At 61.2% G+C, this 19,939-nt stretch carries 19 protein-coding genes and 1 pseudogene; 12 read left to right on the top strand and 8 right to left on the bottom strand.

From position 1 onward, the window contains the following. Positions 1-2: 2 nt before the first annotated feature. Positions 3-764: pseudogene (locus GCU42_RS09045) on the top strand (ArdC family protein); the annotation flags it as partial. A gap of 82 nt (positions 765-846) precedes the next feature. Here GCU42_RS09045 and GCU42_RS15640 read toward each other — a convergent pair. Then, positions 847-1,059 (bottom strand): helix-turn-helix domain-containing protein, encoded by a 213-nt coding sequence (locus GCU42_RS15640; protein ID WP_425505012.1) that lies wholly within the window; start codon positions 1,057-1,059, stop codon positions 847-849. 492 nt (positions 1,060-1,551) lie between these two features. On the opposite strand from GCU42_RS15640, the gene GCU42_RS09035 reads away from it, so the two are divergent. The 3 genes from GCU42_RS09035 to GCU42_RS09025 all read left to right on the top strand — a co-directional run bounded on the left by GCU42_RS09035 (position 1,552) and on the right by GCU42_RS09025 (position 3,505). Then, complete coding sequence (locus GCU42_RS09035; protein ID WP_152569535.1) at positions 1,552-2,139, top strand: hypothetical protein; 588 nt, start codon at positions 1,552-1,554, stop codon at positions 2,137-2,139. A 39-nt stretch (positions 2,140-2,178) separates the two neighbouring features. Continuing rightward, complete coding sequence (locus GCU42_RS09030) at positions 2,179-2,655, top strand: hypothetical protein (RefSeq protein WP_114227210.1); 477 nt, start codon at positions 2,179-2,181, stop codon at positions 2,653-2,655. 121 nt (positions 2,656-2,776) lie between these two features. Continuing rightward, entirely contained in the window at positions 2,777-3,505 is a 729-nt protein-coding gene (locus GCU42_RS09025) for a hypothetical protein (protein WP_152569534.1), read from the top strand. Between the two features lie 564 nt (positions 3,506-4,069). Here GCU42_RS09025 and GCU42_RS09020 read toward each other — a convergent pair. Further along, positions 4,070-4,993 carry a hypothetical protein gene (locus GCU42_RS09020; protein WP_152569533.1) on the bottom strand — a complete coding sequence of 308 codons (924 nt, stop codon included), beginning with the start codon at positions 4,991-4,993 and terminating at the stop codon, positions 4,070-4,072. Between the two features lie 308 nt (positions 4,994-5,301). Between GCU42_RS09020 and GCU42_RS09015 the strand changes: the two genes are divergently transcribed. The 4 genes from GCU42_RS09015 (at position 5,302) to GCU42_RS09000 (ending at position 7,950) form a co-directional block, all read left to right on the top strand. After that, the gene (locus GCU42_RS09015; protein ID WP_152569532.1) at positions 5,302-5,547 is read left to right on the top strand and encodes a hypothetical protein; all 246 of its coding nucleotides are present in this window, start codon (positions 5,302-5,304) and stop codon (positions 5,545-5,547) included. Then, entirely contained in the window at positions 5,540-6,229 is a 690-nt protein-coding gene (locus tag GCU42_RS09010) for a hypothetical protein (RefSeq protein WP_114227207.1), read from the top strand. The genes GCU42_RS09015 and GCU42_RS09010 overlap by 8 nt, the downstream gene beginning before the upstream one ends. A 72-nt stretch (positions 6,230-6,301) precedes the next feature. Beyond that, complete coding sequence (locus tag GCU42_RS09005; RefSeq protein ID WP_152569531.1) at positions 6,302-7,006, top strand: hypothetical protein; 705 nt, start codon at positions 6,302-6,304, stop codon at positions 7,004-7,006. Between the two features lie 236 nt (positions 7,007-7,242). Continuing rightward, positions 7,243-7,950, top strand: coding sequence for a PP2C family protein-serine/threonine phosphatase (locus GCU42_RS09000; RefSeq protein WP_152569530.1), 708 nt, complete (start codon positions 7,243-7,245; stop codon positions 7,948-7,950). Positions 7,951-7,957: 7 nt separating this feature from the next. On the opposite strand, the gene GCU42_RS08995 is transcribed toward GCU42_RS09000, so the two are convergent. Next, positions 7,958-8,935, bottom strand: a complete 978-nt coding sequence (locus GCU42_RS08995) for a nucleotidyl transferase AbiEii/AbiGii toxin family protein (RefSeq protein WP_114227205.1) — start codon at positions 8,933-8,935, stop codon at positions 7,958-7,960. Continuing rightward, positions 8,928-9,479, bottom strand: coding sequence for a type IV toxin-antitoxin system AbiEi family antitoxin domain-containing protein (locus GCU42_RS08990; RefSeq protein WP_240309395.1), 552 nt, complete (start codon positions 9,477-9,479; stop codon positions 8,928-8,930). The genes GCU42_RS08995 and GCU42_RS08990 overlap by 8 nt, the downstream gene beginning before the upstream one ends. Positions 9,480-9,978: 499 nt before the next feature. Here GCU42_RS08990 and GCU42_RS08985 point away from each other — a divergent pair, with 499 nt between their 5' ends. Then, positions 9,979-11,112: a DUF2235 domain-containing protein gene (locus GCU42_RS08985; RefSeq protein ID WP_114227203.1), complete on the top strand. Its 1,134-nt coding sequence runs from the start codon at positions 9,979-9,981 to the stop codon at positions 11,110-11,112. A gap of 287 nt (positions 11,113-11,399) precedes the next feature. Here the strand turns inward: GCU42_RS08985 and GCU42_RS15400 are convergent, their stop codons facing one another. Beyond that, on the bottom strand, positions 11,400-11,777 hold the full coding sequence (locus tag GCU42_RS15400; RefSeq protein WP_240309394.1) for a hypothetical protein: 378 nt from the start codon (positions 11,775-11,777) through the stop codon (positions 11,400-11,402). Between the two features lie 57 nt (positions 11,778-11,834). On the opposite strand from GCU42_RS15400, the gene GCU42_RS15395 reads away from it, so the two are divergent. Beyond that, the gene (locus GCU42_RS15395) at positions 11,835-12,422 is read left to right on the top strand and encodes an AAA family ATPase (protein ID WP_240309393.1); all 588 of its coding nucleotides are present in this window, start codon (positions 11,835-11,837) and stop codon (positions 12,420-12,422) included. Between the two features lie 68 nt (positions 12,423-12,490). Next, the gene (locus tag GCU42_RS08975) at positions 12,491-15,028 is read left to right on the top strand and encodes a S8 family peptidase (protein WP_114227201.1); all 2,538 of its coding nucleotides are present in this window, start codon (positions 12,491-12,493) and stop codon (positions 15,026-15,028) included. A gap of 592 nt (positions 15,029-15,620) precedes the next feature. Here GCU42_RS08975 and GCU42_RS08970 read toward each other — a convergent pair. Both GCU42_RS08970 and GCU42_RS08965 read right to left on the bottom strand, forming a co-directional pair. Beyond that, the gene (locus tag GCU42_RS08970; protein ID WP_114227200.1) at positions 15,621-17,372 is read right to left on the bottom strand and encodes a putative bifunctional diguanylate cyclase/phosphodiesterase; all 1,752 of its coding nucleotides are present in this window, start codon (positions 17,370-17,372) and stop codon (positions 15,621-15,623) included. 114 nt (positions 17,373-17,486) lie between these two features. Continuing rightward, positions 17,487-17,759, bottom strand: a complete 273-nt coding sequence (locus GCU42_RS08965) for a DUF2171 domain-containing protein (RefSeq protein ID WP_114227199.1) — start codon at positions 17,757-17,759, stop codon at positions 17,487-17,489. Positions 17,760-17,880: 121 nt separating this feature from the next. Here GCU42_RS08965 and GCU42_RS08960 point away from each other — a divergent pair, with 121 nt between their 5' ends. Continuing rightward, positions 17,881-19,401, top strand: coding sequence for a S10 family peptidase (locus GCU42_RS08960; RefSeq protein WP_240309392.1), 1,521 nt, complete (start codon positions 17,881-17,883; stop codon positions 19,399-19,401). Here the strand turns inward: GCU42_RS08960 and GCU42_RS08955 are convergent. Further along, positions 19,398-19,856 (bottom strand): hypothetical protein, encoded by a 459-nt coding sequence (locus GCU42_RS08955; RefSeq protein WP_114227198.1) that lies wholly within the window; start codon positions 19,854-19,856, stop codon positions 19,398-19,400. The genes GCU42_RS08960 and GCU42_RS08955 overlap by 4 nt on opposite strands. Positions 19,857-19,939 lie beyond the last annotated feature (83 nt).

Genomic DNA, 19,939 nt, shown 5'->3' with positions numbered 1-19,939 from the left:
CCATGCGCGCCAACGAGCTATTCGAGCAGATCACCCAGCACATCATTGCTGCGGTCGAAGCTGGGGCGAGTGCCTTCAAAATGCCCTGGCACAGTTGGGGCAGGGGCATCGCCCAGCCTGCCAACTCAATGTCAGGGCGCGCCTATCGCGGCATCAACACGCTGCTGCTTTGGGCAGCAGCCGAAGCAGGGGGGTACCCGACCGGCCGCTGGGCTACATACCAGCAGTGGCGGCAGGCCGGCGGACAAGTCCGCAAGGGGGAGAAGTCGACGGCCGTTGTTCTGTGGAAGGCGACCGGCACCCCGGCAGGCACAGAGGATGGTGATAGCTCTGATCAAGGCCGGCGCGTCCTTGCCCGCACTTTCCTGGTCTTCAACGAAGCCCAAGTCGAGGGTGTACCGCCGGCACCCGAGGTGAGGACGCTCTCGACACGTGAGCGGATTACCGATGCTGAAGACTTTGTCGCTGCGACCGGCGCGCAGATTCGACACGGTCAGGATCAGGCCTGCTTCATTCCAGAAATCGATCAGATTTGGTTGCCGCAGTTCGCTCAGTTCCGAGGTCCGGAGGCCTATTACGCGACGGTGTGCCACGAACTTGTGCACTGGTCGGGAGCAAAGCACCGGCTTGCGCGAGAACTTTCCGGGCGGTTCGCCACGGAAGCTTACGCCATGGAAGAGCTTGTCGCTGAGCTCGGTTCTGCCTTCATTGCCGGGCACCTGGGGCTCACCGTCGAACCGCGGCCCGATCATGCCGGCTACATCGCCTCATGGCTGCGAGTTCTGAAGAACGACAGCCGAGCCATTGTTACTGCCGCTGCAAAGGCACAGGAAGCGGCCGATTATCTCATTCGCTTTTCGGCGGAAGCAACAGCTCGGCCGGAGACGTTCCCAGCGCCTGAGCCAGCTCGAACAGGCTCACGACGGTCGGGTTGCGCCGGCCACTCTCCAGCCCACTGATGTACTGCTGCGAGAAGCCACTCTCATCGGCAAACCGCTCCTGGGTCCAGCCCAGGGCGATACGCCGGTAGCGCACGTTTTCTCCAACTAGGCGGCGCATATCCATGCACGCGACCGTCGCGCCTGGACACGATGCTGTTTATCAACTTTAGTGTGTAAGTCGCTGCGTGGTCGTATCTTGGAAGCGGCTCCGGAGCAAACGGAGGAAAGTTACGTGAGCGATTCTGTTGACGGGTTTGCGCGCCTTCAGCGCATGCGCGCTCAGGGACAATTGTCGGCAGATGAATATGAGGCACGAAAGGCTGAGCTTCGTGGTAGCAGCGCTCCTCGCCCCACTTCATCGGCCGAGCGGTGGCAAGCCGGCTGGCGAGGCGCGGGCAGCCTGCGTCAGGTGCTGAAGTGGAGCTTCGTCGCAACCGCGGTGGCGCTACTACTCATAGGTGTTTTCTTCTTCGGCAAGGCAAGCTCGCTGACGCCGGCGAGCAGCGGGGCTAGCCCCTCGACGACTTCACCCGGAGGGAGCCCCCACGAGACAGCTGATGATAGCTCGGCCGAAAGCAGCTCGTGGAGTGTCACGGCCCAGCAGGACCCTATGACCGACCTGCGGACGACCGCGGCGCGCACGCGTCTTTCTGGTGTCCAAGCCGACGCCGAAATCGCGATCAGCTGCCGCAGCGACGGTGAGATCAACTTTGTGGCCAGCACCTTCCAGAAAGATGATCAGCCGGCAGAAATGCGTACGGAGACGGTGAACGGCTTCGGCGCGCAGGGCATCCGCTACCAGATGCGCGCAGATGACAAAGCAGCCGTGCAGCTCGTGCAAGCGCCACTTGAGTACACCAACGAGGTCAAGCTGACCTCGGGCACAATTCAGGACACTCCTGGCGATGGCATCCTTCCTGATACTGCCGATGAAATGGCCGCAGCCAAGCGCATCACACTCCGGCTCTTCCTGCCCAACGGTGAGGAAACATTCGCCTGGGATCAATCGAGCACGGAGGTAGGGAGCGTACTCGCGCCGTGTGTCGCCTCCCGCGCAGCCTTGCGAGAAAGGAAGACCGAAGAGCAGCACGCGGCTGAGGATCAGCAACGTCAGGCTGCCGAGCGGGAACGCCAGCAGCGCATCGAAGCGAACAAGCGCGACGGTCGCCCGAACGATGACAACACCTACGCCATGTAGCCCTTGGCGTGGCTAGAACTCCTCTGGAAGGACCTTCCGATGAAGCTACTGATCACGGCCGCCATTCTGGCGATTGCAGCGGGCACAAACTTGCCCGCGCAAACTAGCGATCTCACCAACCTCAAAGCCGTTGCGATCATGCATGGTCGCTGCAGGAGCCTTGTCGTTGCTGGTAAGGATGCGAGCCGAGCGTGCTCAAGTCTCGTCACGAACTCGATGTATCGGACGGGCAGAGGCGGCTTCGTCTTCACCGCCGGTGACCTTGCCGTTGTGACCTTCAGCGGCTTCGATACGGGAGCACAAGGTGACATCGCAGAGATCAAGCTCGACCATGTAATTTTCTCGCTGATCGGCACCGGCACGCCGCGGAACACCGTGCCAGCGACAGGGACTTGTACTTACACCAACCCCTACGCCGGTCCCAGCCACATCACCTGCACCGCTTTGACCAAGTCGGGTCGGTTTGCGGCGACCTTCCTTTCCAACGGTCAGGAGCCAGAGTTCAAGCGCTTCTAGTCGGCAAAGCTGGAGCAACAGGCACCTCGGGGCTTCGCTCACCCATCCCGGACCTTGCACCCATCAACATCGGCACAGCTCCGGTGAATCTGTCTCACTCCCAGGCTGAGGTTCCGCTGTCTTGTCAAACGCCGTAACTGCCGATCGTGCTTCACCTTTCCACGAGCCGAGGCTCTCGAAGAGCAAAATTGCGGCGTTCGAGCATTGCCGCAGACGGCTCTGGCTGCAGGTTCATCGACCAGGCCTTGCCCGCTTTGATGATCAGACGCTGCGGATATTTGCTCGAGGTCACTACATCGGCGAAGTGGCCCGGGAGCGGACATCGGGCGGCGTCCTGGTTGCTGATGATCACCGCAACCTTGTGGCAGCAATGGCGCACACCCGGTCTCTGGTGTCAGCGAAGCGCCTCACGCCCTTGTTCGAACCAGCCTTCATGCATGCCGGCGTGATCATCCGTGCTGATGTGCTTGCGCCTGATCGATGGGGCGGCTGGTCACTGATCGAGGTAAAGAGCTCGACCAGCCTAAGGCCGTACCACATCCGAGACGTCGCCACTCAGGCCTGGGTGCTGCGAGGGTCAAAGGTGTGCGTGTCTTCGATGTTTCTGAGGCACCTAAAGCCTGCACGCCGCGGAGCAGCCGATGAGCCCGCCTCCTTCGTGGACGTGGATGTCACGGGGGAAGTGCTGTCATACTTACCTCAACGAGCAACGGTGATCGACGCTGCGAAGCGGACACTCGCTGCGCCTGAGCCGGCGATTGCTGCAGGCCCTCACTGCCGCGACCCCTTTGCCTGCGAGTTCCTCGATTATTGCCAAGGCAAGGTTGTGCAGCAGGCCGCCCGTCGATGAGCGTCCGACGGATCGAAACGGCCGACGACGCTATGCTCAGGATTTGCGAGATCGTTGAGGAAATCGCTCCACTGCTTCCTCGGCGCTTGCCCGGCGGCGGGATGCCACGGCGAAACGCGTTGAGACGGGCCCGCGACGCTGGCATAGAAATAGCTGGGCTGGCTCACTGGGCATTGCGTCCGAGGCTGAGGACTTTACCCGAGGAATGGCACGGCCGCTGAAGTCAAGGCCGCGTGGAAGGCCGGCGTTTGGGCGACAAGGATGACGCCGTCGATCGCCCTTCGGACGGGCCCACTATCGTGAGCACGTCAAATGAATCAAAGGGATCAAAAGAAAAGTCGCTCGCTTTCGGTAGCCGCCAGCGTCAGCCGTCGAGCTTCAAGATCGATCCGCCTCTCGCCCTCTGGACGATCCTTAGAAAGCTCGATTGCAGACAACCGCCCACATTTGAGAGCAGCGCAAGGCTGAACCGACACGCAAGCGAGTGATGGGAATAGTTTAAACCTTTCAATCACTTAGGCTGCAGGCTCCTGCTGTTTTGAAATCAAAACCTCAGGTTTCGATCTAAATCTCCGGTAGCGATCCTAGGTGCCTGCCGATATGACCAGCCCTAATAAATCGGTCGTCAAAGCCGAGTTCGTCGCCCTGAAGCGAATGCTCAGGCCAGATCACCGGCGTGCCGAATCGCTGTTTTAAGGCCGTCAGGGCCGCGGGTCCGACATCGTGCGTGTTTCCGCATCGCTTGCCCATGACCCTGCCTTGGTCAGAAATCGCGATGCCGGCAAATTCCCGCACAAGATGCTTTATGTGCTTTTCCTCGTGCCGGAGCGTGAGCAGCGCCGAAGGCTCTAGGCCTTTGACGAGGTAGCGAAACACATTCCATTGTTCGGCCACGTCGGCGTCGAAATTCGGCGATACATGCACCAGCCGTCGTGTGCCGTCTTCCTTAAAGGGGTTAATGTCAGGTGCCTCAATGAGCTTGTGCGCCGCTCGCTCAAGCCAGCGACGAAAATCGAATCGAAGCTCATAAGGGACGTGCAGCAGGAAATGGCTGTGCAGTCCGAGCTTGCGACCAACCTCCTTTACCCAGATCGCGGCATACGGAAGATTGGGATGCGACTTGCGCCGATCCCGAAACCAAGCTCGCATGCGCTCCAGAAGATCGTTGTGGCACTGCGCGGCGAAGGTTTCGCTGCAATTCTCGTCTACCCGCCAGGCGACCGTCGCAAAGGTGTTCAATACCCACCCTGAAAGGTTGGCCACTGCTGTGCTGGTGTAGAGTAACTTAAAGTCCTTGGCGGTCAGCCCTCTAGAAACTGTCCGGAGACGAGGTTCCTGAATCGGGTGAGTGGCGCGGGCGAGCTGGCTTTCAGGACCATTGCCGAGCGGAACCCTTGGTCGGCCAAAGACGTCCACCGGAAGGTATCCGTCACGTCGCAGTGAGGCGATGCGCTGCTCAGAAGGATCGAGATTCTTGTAGCGGGACATTACCTTTTCAACGCTTGCAATGAGGAAAAAGCTAATTAAGTAGCCAGCCGAGCTGATTTCAAGGTTGTCTGATGCCGTCCAAACATGTGCTCAGCTTGGCCCTTTCTCCGGAAGCTGCAGCGACCAATGCCGCTGACGCTGAGGTCTTGGGAATTTCCCCGGCGCGCCATGCTGAGTTGGTGCTCGAGGAGGCACTGAGGCAAAGGCGTACAAGCGGAAAGCCTAGGCTCCCGAGTTCAGAGGGTGCTCTGCTGCGCATTGTTCGGGCGATCTGTGCTGAGCTCCGAGATACAGGTTGGGAGCCAGACGTGACGTTGCGGGTATTCGATCGTATCCGTCTCGAAAACCTGCAGCTGTATCAAGACGCTGTCAGTGCGAGCGACCATCCTCGTCTCAATCGCGCGATTGGCGCGCTGGTGAAGAAGTGCCTGGGCGCCGAGCCTGTGCGCCGGCCGAACGGAACAATCGCCATGCGCTACACCAAGCCGGCCGACGGTCACCTGATCAAAGCCTACACCCTATTGCAGCCTACAGAGGCGATTTCCCATGAATGATCGAGAACGCATCGCCCAGCTGACGACTTTTTCGTTTTTCAAGGACGATCCCGAGATCGCCGCTAAGATCATTGCGGCACCCGCGCCAGGTACCAAAGCACATAGCAAGGCGCGGACGTTGGCCAAAAAACTGCGCGCTAGTACCCGATCCCTGTCCGCGCCTCCGCTCGACCCCTTCGGTCGGCTAATTGCGGCGTGTGAGCAGCTCCTCGCAGCTCTTCGGGAGATCGAAAACCCTATCGACCCGAACGATCCGCTGCTTCGTTTGCGGTCGGTAGCGTCGCTTCTCTTGCAATCGATGGTGCGAATTGAGGAGCGAGTGATCGCCAAAGATCCCGGAGCGGAGTTCGACGCGCTTGCAAGAACAGTAATCTACCTCCCCCCGCGAGCCGACTACACCAGCAGTACCAAATGCATCGGCTACAAGGTTGAAATCGCTAGCGTTGAAGAAGCTCGTTCGAAGATTTTCGAACTGGCAAAGTCGGCCGACGGGCAGGATGCTCGGACATCGGTCGTAAGCGCGTTTCTCCACCTCTTAACCACCTTGCTGTGGCCTACGCGTTTCCATTTCTCTGGGGATAATGCAGGCAAGACCCTGTACTTCTACTTCAGTGATGATCCCAGCACCTATCGGTACTTGGAAGACATGAGCGATACGCCTGGATTTTCGCTCAGTCGCTGATTTAAATCTTGGATAAACGCCCTTCTGTCTCAGTTCGATGTCGCTGCCGCCCGTGATTGGAGTTGGACAATAATGCCTGAACTAGATTCGATCATTAACGACGATCGACATTATCTGGATGAAATACCTGGTGGTTCCTCGGGTCTAGAGTCCTTTAGCTATTGTAGCGAAGAGGGCATCGTCAAACTGAAGGCGTTGACTAGACTCATCGGAAGCTGGTTACCTGAGGAAGGTGAAGATGTCGGCGATCCGGTGCGTTACATTCGCAAGGCGGTAGACGATATTGTCTGGGGACGAGGCCGACCTTGGGTAAGCCTGAGGGAGCTTGCAAGTCGTGTTGATCCCGCTGAGCCATTGCGGCTCGCCTTACTTGCCCTTTGCCACCATCGCGATGCCTTTGCGGACGCGATCGGTACAGGTCAGGCAAACCCGGAAGCCTCTGTTGTTCGGAAGAGGTCCCGTAAAGAGCGGCCCCATCCCTGGTCCGTGCGGGATGACTGGCCTGATGAGCGTGGTGCCGAGGGTCTCGACGGCTACTTCATCGATTTTCATACCATTGACGCTGCAAGGAACGTGGTTCGCCAAGCCGGCAAGCAATGCGTTCGACGAGGCGACATGCACTGTCTCGACGTCATCGTAAGCATCGATTCACTCCTGAAAAAGTGCGAGCCGCCGTGCATAGGTCAGGTCCACGAAGTCTACCCGGACTGTTCCGAACTTGTTCTGTTCGACACGCGCTCACCGACGGGCTTCAGCCTCGCCCAGGCCGCCGATTAGAAGGCTAGCTGGCAATCGGACCGGTGCCATCGCGCGCGCCCGCATGTTTTGAAGGCCTACCGGTTGAGCGCTGACAGAGGCATGTTACCTCGCCCACACCCTCGCGCAGCAGCGGCAAAGCGGAAACCTGAGTGAATATATGGTGTGTACTGCGGCAGCCGCTGGTTCGATTGATGTCGTGTTCATGCGGTCATTGAATATTGCCGCGTCGGCGCACCAAAGGAGAGCATACCAACGTGCCTGATCTTTACTGCTGGGCGGCAACGCACGTGGGGCTTGTGCGACAACAAAATGAGGACGCGCTCGGTTTATCTACTGCTTTCACGCTTGGAGGCGAGGGTACGTGGCAGGGGCGGCTGCCCGGAGAGCGCGTGTGGGCAGTGGTCGCCGACGGTATGGGTGGACCTGCTGCCGGCGAGGTCGCTAGCCGCTTAGCTGTTGAGGTGCTTGGACCTTTCCTAATGCAGGACGCAAATGCCTCAGACCTTGTTGATGCATTGGCTGCGGCAGACTGGGCGATCCGCGAGGCGATGAACCAGCAGCCCGCATTCAAGGGAATGGGTACGACGGTTTGCGGCGTCGTGGCTGTCGGCAGGAGCATGAGCGCCTTCAATGTAGGTGACTCGAGAATATACCTCCTCGAGAATGGCGAGCTGCGGCACTTGTCCGAGGATCACGTTATTCATGGCCATATCCTAACCCAGTGCCTGGGAGGCTCATCAGAAGGACGCACGCTTGCACCATGCATCTTCACACAACCACTTCCGGCCGACGCCCGGCTCCTCCTCAGCAGTGACGGTCTGACGGATATCGTTCCCGATGAGCAGATCCGAGAGATTCTGGGGCGTAGTGAGCGGCCGGCCGAGGAACTGGTTGAAGCTGCGCTTCACGCCGGAGGGCACGATAACGTTACTGCCGTCGTGCTGCAGTTCGAGCCATCTTGAGCTTACATTAGCTCGGACGAGTTCCCGACTGAACTAACGTCGGTGGCGCGCCGTCGTCGTCGGCGCTGTTCGCCGGCGGGTCTGAACCACCGCCGGCGGCACTGCCGTCGGCGCCGCCGTCGGTCAGAGACGCGCCTGCACGGGCTGCGGGCATCAGGAAGTCGGAAAGTGCCGCTGCAACGTCCGCCAGAGAACCCGGGTCAACGGCTACGTCGTCGACGAAAGCTCGCCATTGGCTTGTTTTCGCTCGATCTTCGTAGAACTCGCGCTTGAGGCCGTCGGGTACATCCGTCGGGATCGGAGTCCCTCGCCGTCTGAAGGTTGCGGCGATCGCCCCAGCCAAGCGATGCGGGTCGAACTCATAGCTTCGCGCCAGCAGCCAGAGATCGTAATAGTCCTTCAGTCGGCTGTTCGCCTGACCGAGCATAACCATCGCCTGGAATTTTTCGGCGACGACGGTCTCTCGCGCGTAGGCCCTGAGGTGCGGCTGAGGCTGATCGAGCAAGACTGGGAGCTCGAGTTCTTCGAGCCCAGGCTCGGTTGAGTCTCCAAAGCCAATGTCGATGATGATGCGGAGGCGTGCACCGCTGATCGTGGCGTAGGTCTGAAGGCGTAGGCCACCGTAGGCGAGGTCCTCGCGGTTAGCGGTCACTCCCAAACTGTCGACGTCAAATTCAACGCCATCCTTTTCTTGGATGCTGCAGATTTCTCTGAAGACTTGAAGCATTTCGTCAGGCCGCGGATCCCCGAAGCAGAGCAAGTCGATGTCGCGAGTCGGCCGGTGCGGGTCGTCAAACCAGGTGGTCATAAGCATCGCGCCCTTGAGCACGAAGCGGCTTGCGTGTTCGGTCATTCCCATGCGGTACAAGAGGCGCTCGAGCGCATAACGCGTGAGCAGAAGTTCGTTCGCCTGGCCTGTCTTTCGCGATAGGGAGAGCAGACGCGCGCGCACCGAGGTGCCCACATCTTTGATGTCTTTAGCCATTGAATGAGAGGGCCTCGACGTAGGGTTGCATGACCTTCCATTGCTTCATCTCAGCGGCGATATTGTGAACCTCGGCCGGCGTGGCTCGCCTTTGTCGGAAAACCTCTTTGAGGCCATCGATCGCGACATTTTGACCGACCTTTCCGCGATATTTGAACAGGTCCACTATTGTGCGGGCAGGGTTCGTTACCCGGATGTCGACCCCGTCAATTGTGCGGGTCTCAACATGCTTAGTGAGTGCGTCGGGAGAGAAGCGGAAAAAGCGGATAGGAGGGTAGGTAATCTGAGGAAGCCAATCTCGTGGGCCAATCGCCATTGAGACCCGCCGGGGAATTTGATCGGTGAGCTCGTGGTATGAGAGGGCTGAGACGAGACAAATGACGCCCTTTGATACAAGCTTCGCCGCTTCGATAAGAGGCTGATTAGCCTCAAGTGGTCTGTCAGCCAGTTGGTATAGGCCTCGACTCAGACGAACGATCGTTCCGTCACGCTCGAGTCGAGAAACCGCGGTGGCTGTGGCGCCAGCTGCGAGAATCTCGCTCATGCGAGCAGCGTTCTGCTGCTGCAGAAGGTGTACGATCCTCTCCTTGTGCGATGCTGTGCTTTCTTCAGACATGATATAAAGCCTAGGATTGCCGGGCAATTTGTCCGAGGTTTTGTACCATACTCGTTACAGAGGTACACACTTTTGTTAGTCGCCAGCCCAAACGATCTAATCTTCAGCCGAAGGACCTACGGTCCAGGCCCACGAACACGGTGCTCGTTGCGCACTTTCCGAAGAAAACGGAGAGCGGCATACAAGGGCGAGCGCACATCAAACCGGCTGCCGCTGTAGACTCACGATAGCTGCGCTCAGTTCTAATTTGGTGCGGCCCTGAACCAAACATGGGTTCGAAGGCATCAAAGATGACGCTTTTCGGGCACAGAAGGCGTCCCACGAGCCGAAAGACGTAATCAGCATTGCAGGGCTCCTCAAGTGCGACCGTCCGGTTGGCGCTGCGAGGTAGGACGTATACTAGTCAGAGCAGTTCGAAGGAGAACCGATGAAGCGGCTCGCCATATTCCTCGACGGCACTTGGAACACGCTTGAGAACAACACTAACGTCTGGCGCCTCAGATCGCTGTGTGAACCCGCGGCCGACGGTCAGCTGGTGTACTACGGCAAAGGCGTAGGAACGACAGTAGGTGAAAGGATTCGGGGCGGAATCGCTGGATACGGCATCGATCAAGAGATTCTCGAGGCGTATGAGTGGATCATTCAGGTATTCGAACCGGGTGACGAGCTGTTTGTCTTCGGCTTTAGTCGCGGCGCCTACGCCGCCCGGAGCTTATCCGGACTAATCGCAAAATGCGGTGTGCTGGTGCCGGGCGCTCCACTATCAATCCAGCAGCTCTTCGACCGATACAGACGCTATTCGGAGCCTACACTTGTCGCGCTCCAGGCGCGGCCGACGGGCGCGTTAACGCTCGAGGAGTGCTGGATGATTAAGTATTGCACGGCTACGCCGATACGCTTCCTAGGTGTCTGGGACACGGTGGGCTCGGTCGGCAGCCCACTGCTGTCTCTGCGTCGGCGACTGAAGCAGTACCAATTTCTAGACACGCACCTCCGTCTTCAGAACGAATACGCCTTTCACGCACTCGCGCTCGACGAGCACAGGAAGGAGTTTGAACCGACCCTTTGGACGCGGACGGTGGAGAACACTGCCGCTCCCTTACCATCTCGACCCCTTGATCAGGCGGAGCAGCGTTGGTTCGTGGGCGCACATGCTAACGTAGGCGGCGGCTACCCCAGTGACACGTTAGCGCAGCCCCCCTTGGCTTGGATCGCCAAGAAGGCGCGTCAAGCAGGCTTGGCGCTGCGTCCGGGTTTCACGAGTGAGCCGGCCGACCCGGCTGCACCTATCAGGGACTCTTATGCCGCGTTCGTCCCGCGAGTGCTGCGACCGTTTAAGAAGCCGTTTTACCGGGTTGTCGGCGCCGACCCAGACGTGGGCACTCTACGCACTACATCACGCATCAACGAGACGATCGATGCTTCTGTTTTCGAGAGATGGCGTGCTAATCGCGAGTATCGTCCCCCTAGCCTTACGCATTGGGGCACGCGCAAGAACATTGACCCGGCGCTAGTTAACACGAGCGTGCGGGCAGACGAACCTTCCATGACCGCTGCATAGACCCCCACTCGGCCATTGGGACCTGGATCGCGGTTACACGCGAGCGGACGCTTGTTCATCGCGGCCGCTTAGACCCACTCTCGGACGCTCAAACTTGTGGTGGCGACCCCTACTTTCGGACGCTCGTTTATAGGGAAGTTAGCCGCACCGCTCGACGGCAAAGCAAGAGCGATTCTTGGGGACCGAGCGGCTACGTTTCGCGAGCCCGCTGTCGGGTTCAATCGCCGATAGCATCGGGAATCTGAGTCTGTTAGGTTCTTAGCGGTTTGCTCGCGTCACAACGTGTTTCAGGCAGTATGAGAAAACAGGGAGGGCGAATGTCGACTAAGCAGATTGTCGCGCTCCTGAACTCTCATGTTGAAGGCGATGAGGAGCAGTTTCTTTCGATTGCGCTCCAAGTAGCGGCACAGCAGGCGCGACAGGGCCACCGAGAGGAGGCCGACCAGCTCAAGCGGCTTGTCCAGAAGGCGCGTGATCGTCTGAGCGGAAAGCCGAGCGGCCAAGCGCCGATACCCTTGGCTCGTCCGCGAGGCGAGCTGCAGGGACTCGTCGAGAGCAATTACCCAAAGATAAGACTGGACGCGATGGTGCTCGGCGACGCTGTGCGCGTCCGGCTCGAGCGGATCGTGCGACAACAGCGCGAACGTGCGACGCTGCGCGATCATGGCCAAATCCCCGCAACGCACTTGCTCCTGGTGGGCCCTCCCGGAACCGGCAAGACAATGACAGCGTCGGCCTTGGCCGGCGAATTGCATTTGCCGCTCTTCACGGTCCGGCTGGAAGCGCTGTTCAGCCGCTTCTTCGGTGAGACCGCTGGCAAGCTCCGGCTGCTGTTCGATCAGATTGCGCAGACCCGCGCGGTCTATCTGCTCGACGAATTTGATGCGATCGGCGCCCGGCGCGGTGATCCGAACGACGTTGGCGAGATTCGCCGCGTCTTGAATTCGGTTCTAGCCTTCATGGAAGAGCCGAACGCCACCGACAGTCTGGTGATCGCCGCGACCAATCACGTCGAAATCCTCGACAGAGCACTGGGCCGCAGGTTCGACGAAGTGGTCGAGTATGGGCTGCCCGACAGTGAATCAGCCAAGTCGATACTGATGCGGCGCCTGGGCAAGTTAAAGCTTTCTCAGCGCTCGTGGACCAAGGTTCTCGAAGCCACTGACGGTTTGAGCCAGGGCGAACTCGTCCGCGCCGCCGAAGCTGTGGTCAAGGACGCCATTCTAGAAAAGGGAACGTCGGTGTCGCCGGAGGCTCTCGCCGGAGCGCTGCACGAACGGCAGTCGGTTCGCGCGCGCTTCCAACTTTAGAAGCACGAAGCGCTTCGAGAAATGCGTAGATGAGCGTGGGGAATCCGGCTCATTACAACGGGGGGTGAATGCCCGAGAATGAAGGCGCTCAGAAGGCGCACGTATCGATTAGTGGCTTCAAGGAAAGCTTCCAGTACGTCTTCCCGAAGACCAAGCGCGAATTTCGTGCGCGGCGCGTAAGCTATCCAGACCATGCAGCCCAGCTCATTGCGCAGCTGACGCAAGCTCTCGGCGAAGTGCCAGTAGGTGACGCCGACACGCGGCTGGCCATGCCGGGGGTGCGGCGCGGCGTGCTGGTCGAGGTCGAAACGATGGCGCCGACGCCGCAAGCAATGGCGACCAAGATCCCCAATACGCTCGATTTCCAGGCCCAACAGATTGCCGTCCTTAAGTCGGAGCGCCAAGCAGACCGAACAGAGCGCGCGGTGATGTTCGTGCCGGACGACGCGCGCACTTTCCTGCGTCAGCGAATTGAGGCTTACGGCAGCGACAATCTAGGCAATCATAGCCGTCCCGATGTCGAAAAGTTCGAAGTGCTCGAAGCGATCCGACAGGCCTCGCCGGCGGCACTGGTTGTCGGAGATGTCGACTTCGCTGCAGCTGAGGCGGGCTGGTGGGAGCTCTGGATCCGCCGCTTGGTAGGCGTCGCGGACGCGGTCGCGGGCGCTGCAGCTAACGCTGGGCTTGACGTTCATCCGGATCGGCTGACGTTTCCGGACACAGAAGTTCTGTTCGTCAACGCAGCACCATCAGCACTGCTGTCGTTCGTCGGCCGTCTGAACGGTGCCATAAGCGAGATTAGACCGGCCGCGCCGAGCGTCGAACCCCTACTCGACCTCGGGGATACCGCGTTTGGCCAGCATGAGTTGGTCGATAGCTACTTAGCGCGCGTTACGCCGCCGGGGCCTGGCGCACCAGTGATTTGCGTGATTGATGCCGGTATCGCTGGCGCCCATCCGCTGGTCGCGCCCGCCTTGGCAGGAGCATGGGCGGCCGATGAGGATTGGGGCAGCGACGACAACGAGCGCGACGGAGGCCATGGAACCGCCATGGCTGGCCTAATTCTTCACGGCGATCTGACGGGTCCGTTGCAGGACGATCGGTTGGTCGAGCTTGGCCATGCAGTCGAGTCGGTCAAATTCCTGCCGCCAGAGGGGTTTCCGGCGACTGAGCCGACCCGCTACGGTTTGGTGACCCAAAACGCGGTCTCGATTGCCGAAATCGAGGGCGGCAACGCTGTGCGAAGCTTCTGCCTCGCCACGTCATCACCGGATTTCGTATCGGAAGCGCCGTCGAGCTGGAGTGGGGCGCTTGACCAGATCGCTTCGGGATCGATGCCGGGCGATCGGCAGGATAATCTCGCGGCGAAAGATCATCCAAAGCGCCTTTTGGTGGTCGCGACCGGCAACATGCAGGGCGGACAGCGAACGATCGTCGAGCAGCATCATTCGCTCGAGGATCCGGCGCAGAGCTGGAACGCGCTGACGATCGGCGGATATACCGCAAAGGTCGATCTCTCCACCGAGGATCCTCACCTGATGCCCCTTGCGGGTGCGAATAAAAAAAGCCCGTTCAGCTGCGGGTCGCAGCTGCTTCCGCCGGACCTGACCCCGATCAAGCCAGAAGTGCTGTTCGAGGCAGGCAACATGATGGTCGATTCAACGGATTTCTGTGGCTGGCACCGGGCAGTCTCGCTGATCAGCACCGGCCGGGATGTCATCAACGAACCCCTCATTCCCTTCTGGGCGACGAGTGCCGCAACCGGCATGGCGGGTAACTTCCTCGGCCGGCTGAAGGCAGCTGTGCCGGGCCTGTGGCCAGAGACTTATCGCGCGCTGATGATCCAGTCGGCCGATTGGCCGCATCCGCTCCGCAAGCTGCTGATCGGTAAAGGCCGTAGCTGGAAGACGATGACCAAGGGCGCCAAGCAGAAAGTGCTTAGGGAGGTTGGGTTTGGCGTTCCGAACTTCGCGCGCGCGAGCAGCTCGATGCGGAACGACCTAACGCTGATCGCGGAAGCCGAGATCCAGCCCTATACTTTGACGCCTGACGGTCGCGCCGTGTTCAATGAGGTGCATTTCTACGATCTGCCTTGGCCAAGCCATGCGTTACAGGCACTGGAGAACAGCCCCGTCATCATGAAGGCCACGCTATCCTATTTCATCGAGCCGAACCTATCCGGCCGCGCTGGCACTCGCCCCGACACGTATCGATCGTTCGGACTACGCTTCGCACTGAAAAAGCGAAACGACACCGCCAACGATTTCCGGCGCCGGCTGAGCAAAAGCGACGAGAAAGCCGAGAAAGCCGGAAAGGAGGATGATCGTTGGCTGCTTGGGCCGCAGGCCATGGTTGCTGGGTCCTTGCACTGCGACCTCTGGCGCGGTCCGGCGGTCGAGCTCGCGGGCCATGACGAGATCGCAGTGTTCCCGGTCGGGGGTTGGTGGAAGTCACATCTTGGCCAACACCGTGCAAATGATAAGGCGCGTTATTCGCTGCTCCTGTCGATCTCGGCGCCTGATCTCGATGTCGACCTCTATGCCGAGGTTGAGGCAGCGATCGCAACGCGTGTGCCGATCGCGGTCCCTGTCGGGCCTGCAGGCTGAGAGTGGCATGCAACCCTCATTTAATGGGCTTGCTACCGAGATTCTGTTTGCAAACCTTCGGCGACCGGCCCGTACTTTACCAACGGCAGACGTTGGCAATCTGATCGGCATTCCTGTCATCAGGCCCGGAAGGTGTCGGAAGCGGACCTCAGCCCTTGTCTTAACGTGTTGCCCCCGCGAGGACCTGCGAGGCCTACCAAGCGCCCGTTATTGCCGCCAAAGCAGCCCGTCGCTCCTTGCGATCGAACGTCTGCGATCCGGTCGTCTTGACCCGAAAGCAGCCGTTCCGCTTCCCACCAATGACAGACAGTCGCTGTGACCAAAGCCGGTTCAAAGTTGCGCAAGGCAAGCCTGTGGAAATCACTAGGTGCGACTGTAATCTGACGAGGCTCATAGACAGGGGTCGAGGTTCAATCTGAACCTTGGGACCAAGATCGAGCGACATTGCAGGCCATTTGACGCTACTGACGTGTAATCGGGCACCCGAGGATGCTCTCTAGTGGAGCAGGGAGATACGCCTTCGGGAGGCAGGGGCCGGAGGTTCGAATCCTCTCTCCCCGACCAACTTTCTCACTTCCGCACCAAGCCGGCTTCAAGCGGCGGAGCGGCGCGGTTCGCCTGGCTGGTCATCGGCCCTGCTCGCGGCGTCGGCGTAAGCTTTCACCAGCTCTTCGGCCTTCATCGGTCGGCCGTAACGGAAGCCCTGGGCTTCCTGGCAGCCAAGCTCGCGCAACATTTTCTCCTGGGCGGCGGTTTCGACTCCTTCGGCGATGACCTCCAGGTCGAAGGTCTGGGCCATGCACATCAATGCCTTGACGATGGCCGCGTCGCCCGGTCGCTCATCGATCCGGGCGATGAAGCTGCGGTCGATCTTGAGCCGGGTGAGCGGGAAATGCTGCAATAGGCTGAGCGAGGCGAAGCCGGTGCCGAAGTCGTCGAAGGCGATACTGACGCCGAGGTCTTTCAGCCGGCGAAGCGCGGCGGTCGACGGCTGGTCCATCCGCAGCACGGTATTCTCAGTGATCTCCAGTTCGAGCAGGTGCGGCGGCAGACCGTGCCGCTCGAGAGTCGCGCAGACCAGTTCGCGAAGCCCGTGAGAACGCAGCTGCACCGGGAATAGATTGACCCCCATGCGGACGGGTCCGAACCCCTGCCCAAGCCAGCGCGCGGCGACGGCGCAGGCTTCCTCAAGGACCCAGCATCCGACGTCTTCAGCGATCGTGCTGTCCGACAGCACTTCGATGAAAGCGCCGGGCGCGAGCAGGCCGTGGCGCGGGTGGTGCCAGCGGAGCAGCGCCTCCACCCCGAGCAGGGTGCCGTCGCGGATCGACAATTGTGGCTGGTACCACAATTCGAACTGCCCGCCGACGAACGCCTCGCGCAACTCGTTGCCGAGGCGCAGTCGCTGTTCGGTGCGGGTCTTCATTCCCCGGGCGAAGAAGGCGCGGCCGCCGCCGCCCGCGCTCTTGGCGCTGTAAAGCGCAAGGTCCGCATCGGCGAGCAACTGGTCGACCTCGGTCGCATCGTGCGGGCTCAAGGCGACGCCGATGCTGGTTCCAACGAAGACCGAGCGCCCGGCGAGCGCGAACGGCTGCTTGAGCGCGGTGAAAATGCGGGTGGACAGGGCATCGATCCGCAGCGGACCGACATGTTCGGTGAGAAGGATGGCGAATTCATCGCCGCCGAGACGGGCGACGAAATCGCCGACGTCGACAGCGGCCCTGAGCCGCTTGGCGACCTCGGCGAGCAGGGCATCGCCGGCACTGTGGCCGAGGCTGTCGTTGACATGCTTGAAGCCGTCGAGGTCGAGCATCAACAGCGCGCACGGCTGCTGGCCGAGCGTTTCCGCGAGCCGCGTCACCAGCGCCCCGCGATTGGGCAGCGTGGTCAGCGTGTCGCGATGGGCGAGATGCTCGAGCCGGCGGGTCGCGGCGTGGCGGTCGCTGACGTCGCGCAGGAGCGCGCCGAACATCGGCCGCCCCTCCTCGAACCACATCGACAACGACAGGTCGACCGGGATTTCGTGCCCGTCGCGGTGAAGGGCCATGATCTCGATGGTCTGGCCGGCCATCGGCGTCTTGCGGGCAGCAATCGCGCGGATCATTCCCGCGTCGTGCGCGGCGCGCAATCGCTCGGGGATGATGATGGAAAGCGGCTGGCCGATCGCCTCCGCCGCGGGATAACCGAACATTTGCTCGGCCGCGCTATTCCAGCCGATGATGCCGTGGTCGGGATCGGCGCAAATCGCCGCGGTGGCGGAATTGCCGAGCATGCGCTCGTAGCGGCCCTTCTCGGCCGCGCTGGGCGGATCGTTCGATCCGCCGCGCTCCCCCCGTCGTTCCATCTTTCCATGATAGGCGAGCGCGCCAGCCGGAATCGCGCGAACCCACGAAAAACCGCCGTTACCCTCGTAAAAAAGGCAACGGCGGTTATCGATTCCGTTATGGTGAACGGTGACTCAGCCGAGCGACTGACCGCTCTCTTCTTCCTCGAACAGATTGGCGGCGACGTCGGCGTTGGCGCTCAGGCGGACCTGGTCGCCCTCGACTCCGGCCACCAAACCACCGGGGAGATAATGGTGGTGACCCTCGTGCGCGCCGCCTTCACCGCTGCCGCTGTCCTTCTTGGTGAGCTTGATCCGCTCGCCATCGACGTGGTCGACGGTGCCCACATGGACGCCGTCGGCGCCGATGACTTCCATATGCTCACGAACCTGGCTGAGGTCGGCCATGTGTCTTCTCCCTTGAGTTTGGATGAACCCGCTTCGCTGAACGCGTCGCGACCGTAACGGCTCCCTCTTGTCAGCCGACCGCGAACGGGCATGGTGCGCGCCGGTTCTGAGGGAGACGAGCGTGACTGATCGGTGGGCCCTGGCGGCGGTACTTGCGGCGGTGTTGGTGACGGCGGGACCGGCGGCGGCGCAGGACCGGCCGGGGGGCGACCGCAAGGGGCAGGCCGCGGCCGACGCGCCCGTCGACGTGGTGCCGCAGGTCGTCACCACCCGCCACTCGGGCACTTTCGGTGGCCAGCGCATCAACTACGCCGCGACCATCGGCGAGACGATCGTCAAGAATGACGATGGCGTGCCCGAGGTCGCGGTGGTCACCACCGCCTACGTCAAGGAGCCGCGAGACCCCAACCGGCCGATCACCTTCCTGTTCAACGGCGGTCCCGGCTCGGGCTCGGTGTGGCTGCAAATGGGGGCATTCGGGCCCAAGCGGGTCGCGATCCCCTCCGACGCGCGCGACGATGGCGCCCCGCCTTACCCGATTGTCGACAATCCGGGCTCGCTGCTCGACGTCAGCGACATGGTTTTCATCGACCCGCCGGGCACCGGTTGGTCGCACCTCATCGGCAAGGCCGACCCGAAGAATTATTACGGCGTCACCCAGGACGCCAAGCTGGTCGCCGGGGTGATCCGCCGCTGGCTCAACGACAACGGCCGCTGGGCCAGCCCCAAATTCCTCGGCGGCGAAAGCTACGGGACCACCCGCTCGGCGGCGGTCGCCAACCAGCTGATGAACGTCACCTACAACGACGTGGGCTTGAACGGCATCATCCTCATCTCGACCATCCTCGACTTCGCCGCCGGTTCGGATGCGGCGGGGAACGAGCTCAACTACATCACCAACCTGCCGTCGATGGCCGCGACCGCGCTCTACCACGGCAAGGCGCAGAGCCCGTCGGTCGAGCAGTTCACCGAGGAAGCGCGCCAGTTCGCGCTCGGCCCCTACGCCAGCTTCCTCCTCAAGGGGCAGCACGCGACACCCGCCGAGCGCGCCGCCATCCTGCCGCAGCTCGCCCGCTTCACCGGGCTCAGCACCACTTACCTCGACCACGCCGACCTGCGGGTGACGCCCGGCCGTTTCTTCAAGGAGTTGCTGCGCGACCGTAACCAGACGATCGGCCGGCTCGACACCCGCTACACCGGTCAGGACTATGACAGCGCCGGCGAGAACGTCGACAACGATCCGAGCTTCTACGGCATCGACGCCGGCTATACCGCGGCGATCAACAGCTGGGCGCGCGGCTCGCTCGGCTTCAAGACCGACCGCGAATATCAGGCAATCGGCTCGGTCGGGCGCGACTGGGACTGGCGGCTCGGCGGCCGCGACGACAGCAGCTACATGAACGTCGCGCCCTACCTCGGCACCGCGCTGCGCGAGAACAGCGGCCTGCGGGTGTTCGTCGCCCAGGGCTATTACGACTTCGCCACGCCCTTCTTCGGCGCCGAATACAGCCTGTCGCGCACCGGCATCCCGCAGGATCGGGTCCAATTCCATTACTATCACGCCGGACACATGATGTACGTCCGCGACGAGGATCGCGCCAAGCTGGTCGGCGACATCCGCGCCTTCATCCGCTCGCGCTAGCGCAGCACCCCGGCCCGCGATTGCCGCGCGGCATACCACAGCTGCAAAAGCACCAGCGCGATGATCAGGACGGGCATGTACTTCATCATGCCCTCGTTCATCGGCGCCGGCGGCCCGAGCGACTGACCGGCAAAGCTGAGCACCGCTCCCGCCAGCGACACCGCGAATGCGGTCACGGCATGGCGGCTGCGCGTCAGCAACAGGACGCTGCCGAGCACTGAGCCCCAGACGCCGAGGCCCCAGCCGATCTGGGCATAGAGCGGCATGGCGTCGATGTAGGCGAGCATGGCCGCCGGATCGCCGGCGTTCTTGAGATAGTCGACGTTTCTCAGCCGGGTCATGGTGTAGTCGTAGCCGCCGAAGCTGTTCCACAGCAGCGAGACGATCCCGACGGTCCACAGATGCCATGGGACGCGGGCGCCACTCTCGGGCGCGGTTATCACGGTTTCGTTCATTTCCAGCTCCTCCTGCGAAAGTCGGATGGGAACGCAACGGGTCCGGAACGGCGAGGTGACTCCGCTTGGCCCGGCAAGTCAAG

This window comes from Sphingomonas ginsengisoli An et al. 2013, from assembly GCF_009363895.1.
GTDB lineage: Bacteria > Pseudomonadota > Alphaproteobacteria > Sphingomonadales > Sphingomonadaceae > Sphingomicrobium > Sphingomicrobium ginsengisoli.
This window is presented reverse-complemented; position numbering and strand designations above follow the sequence as displayed.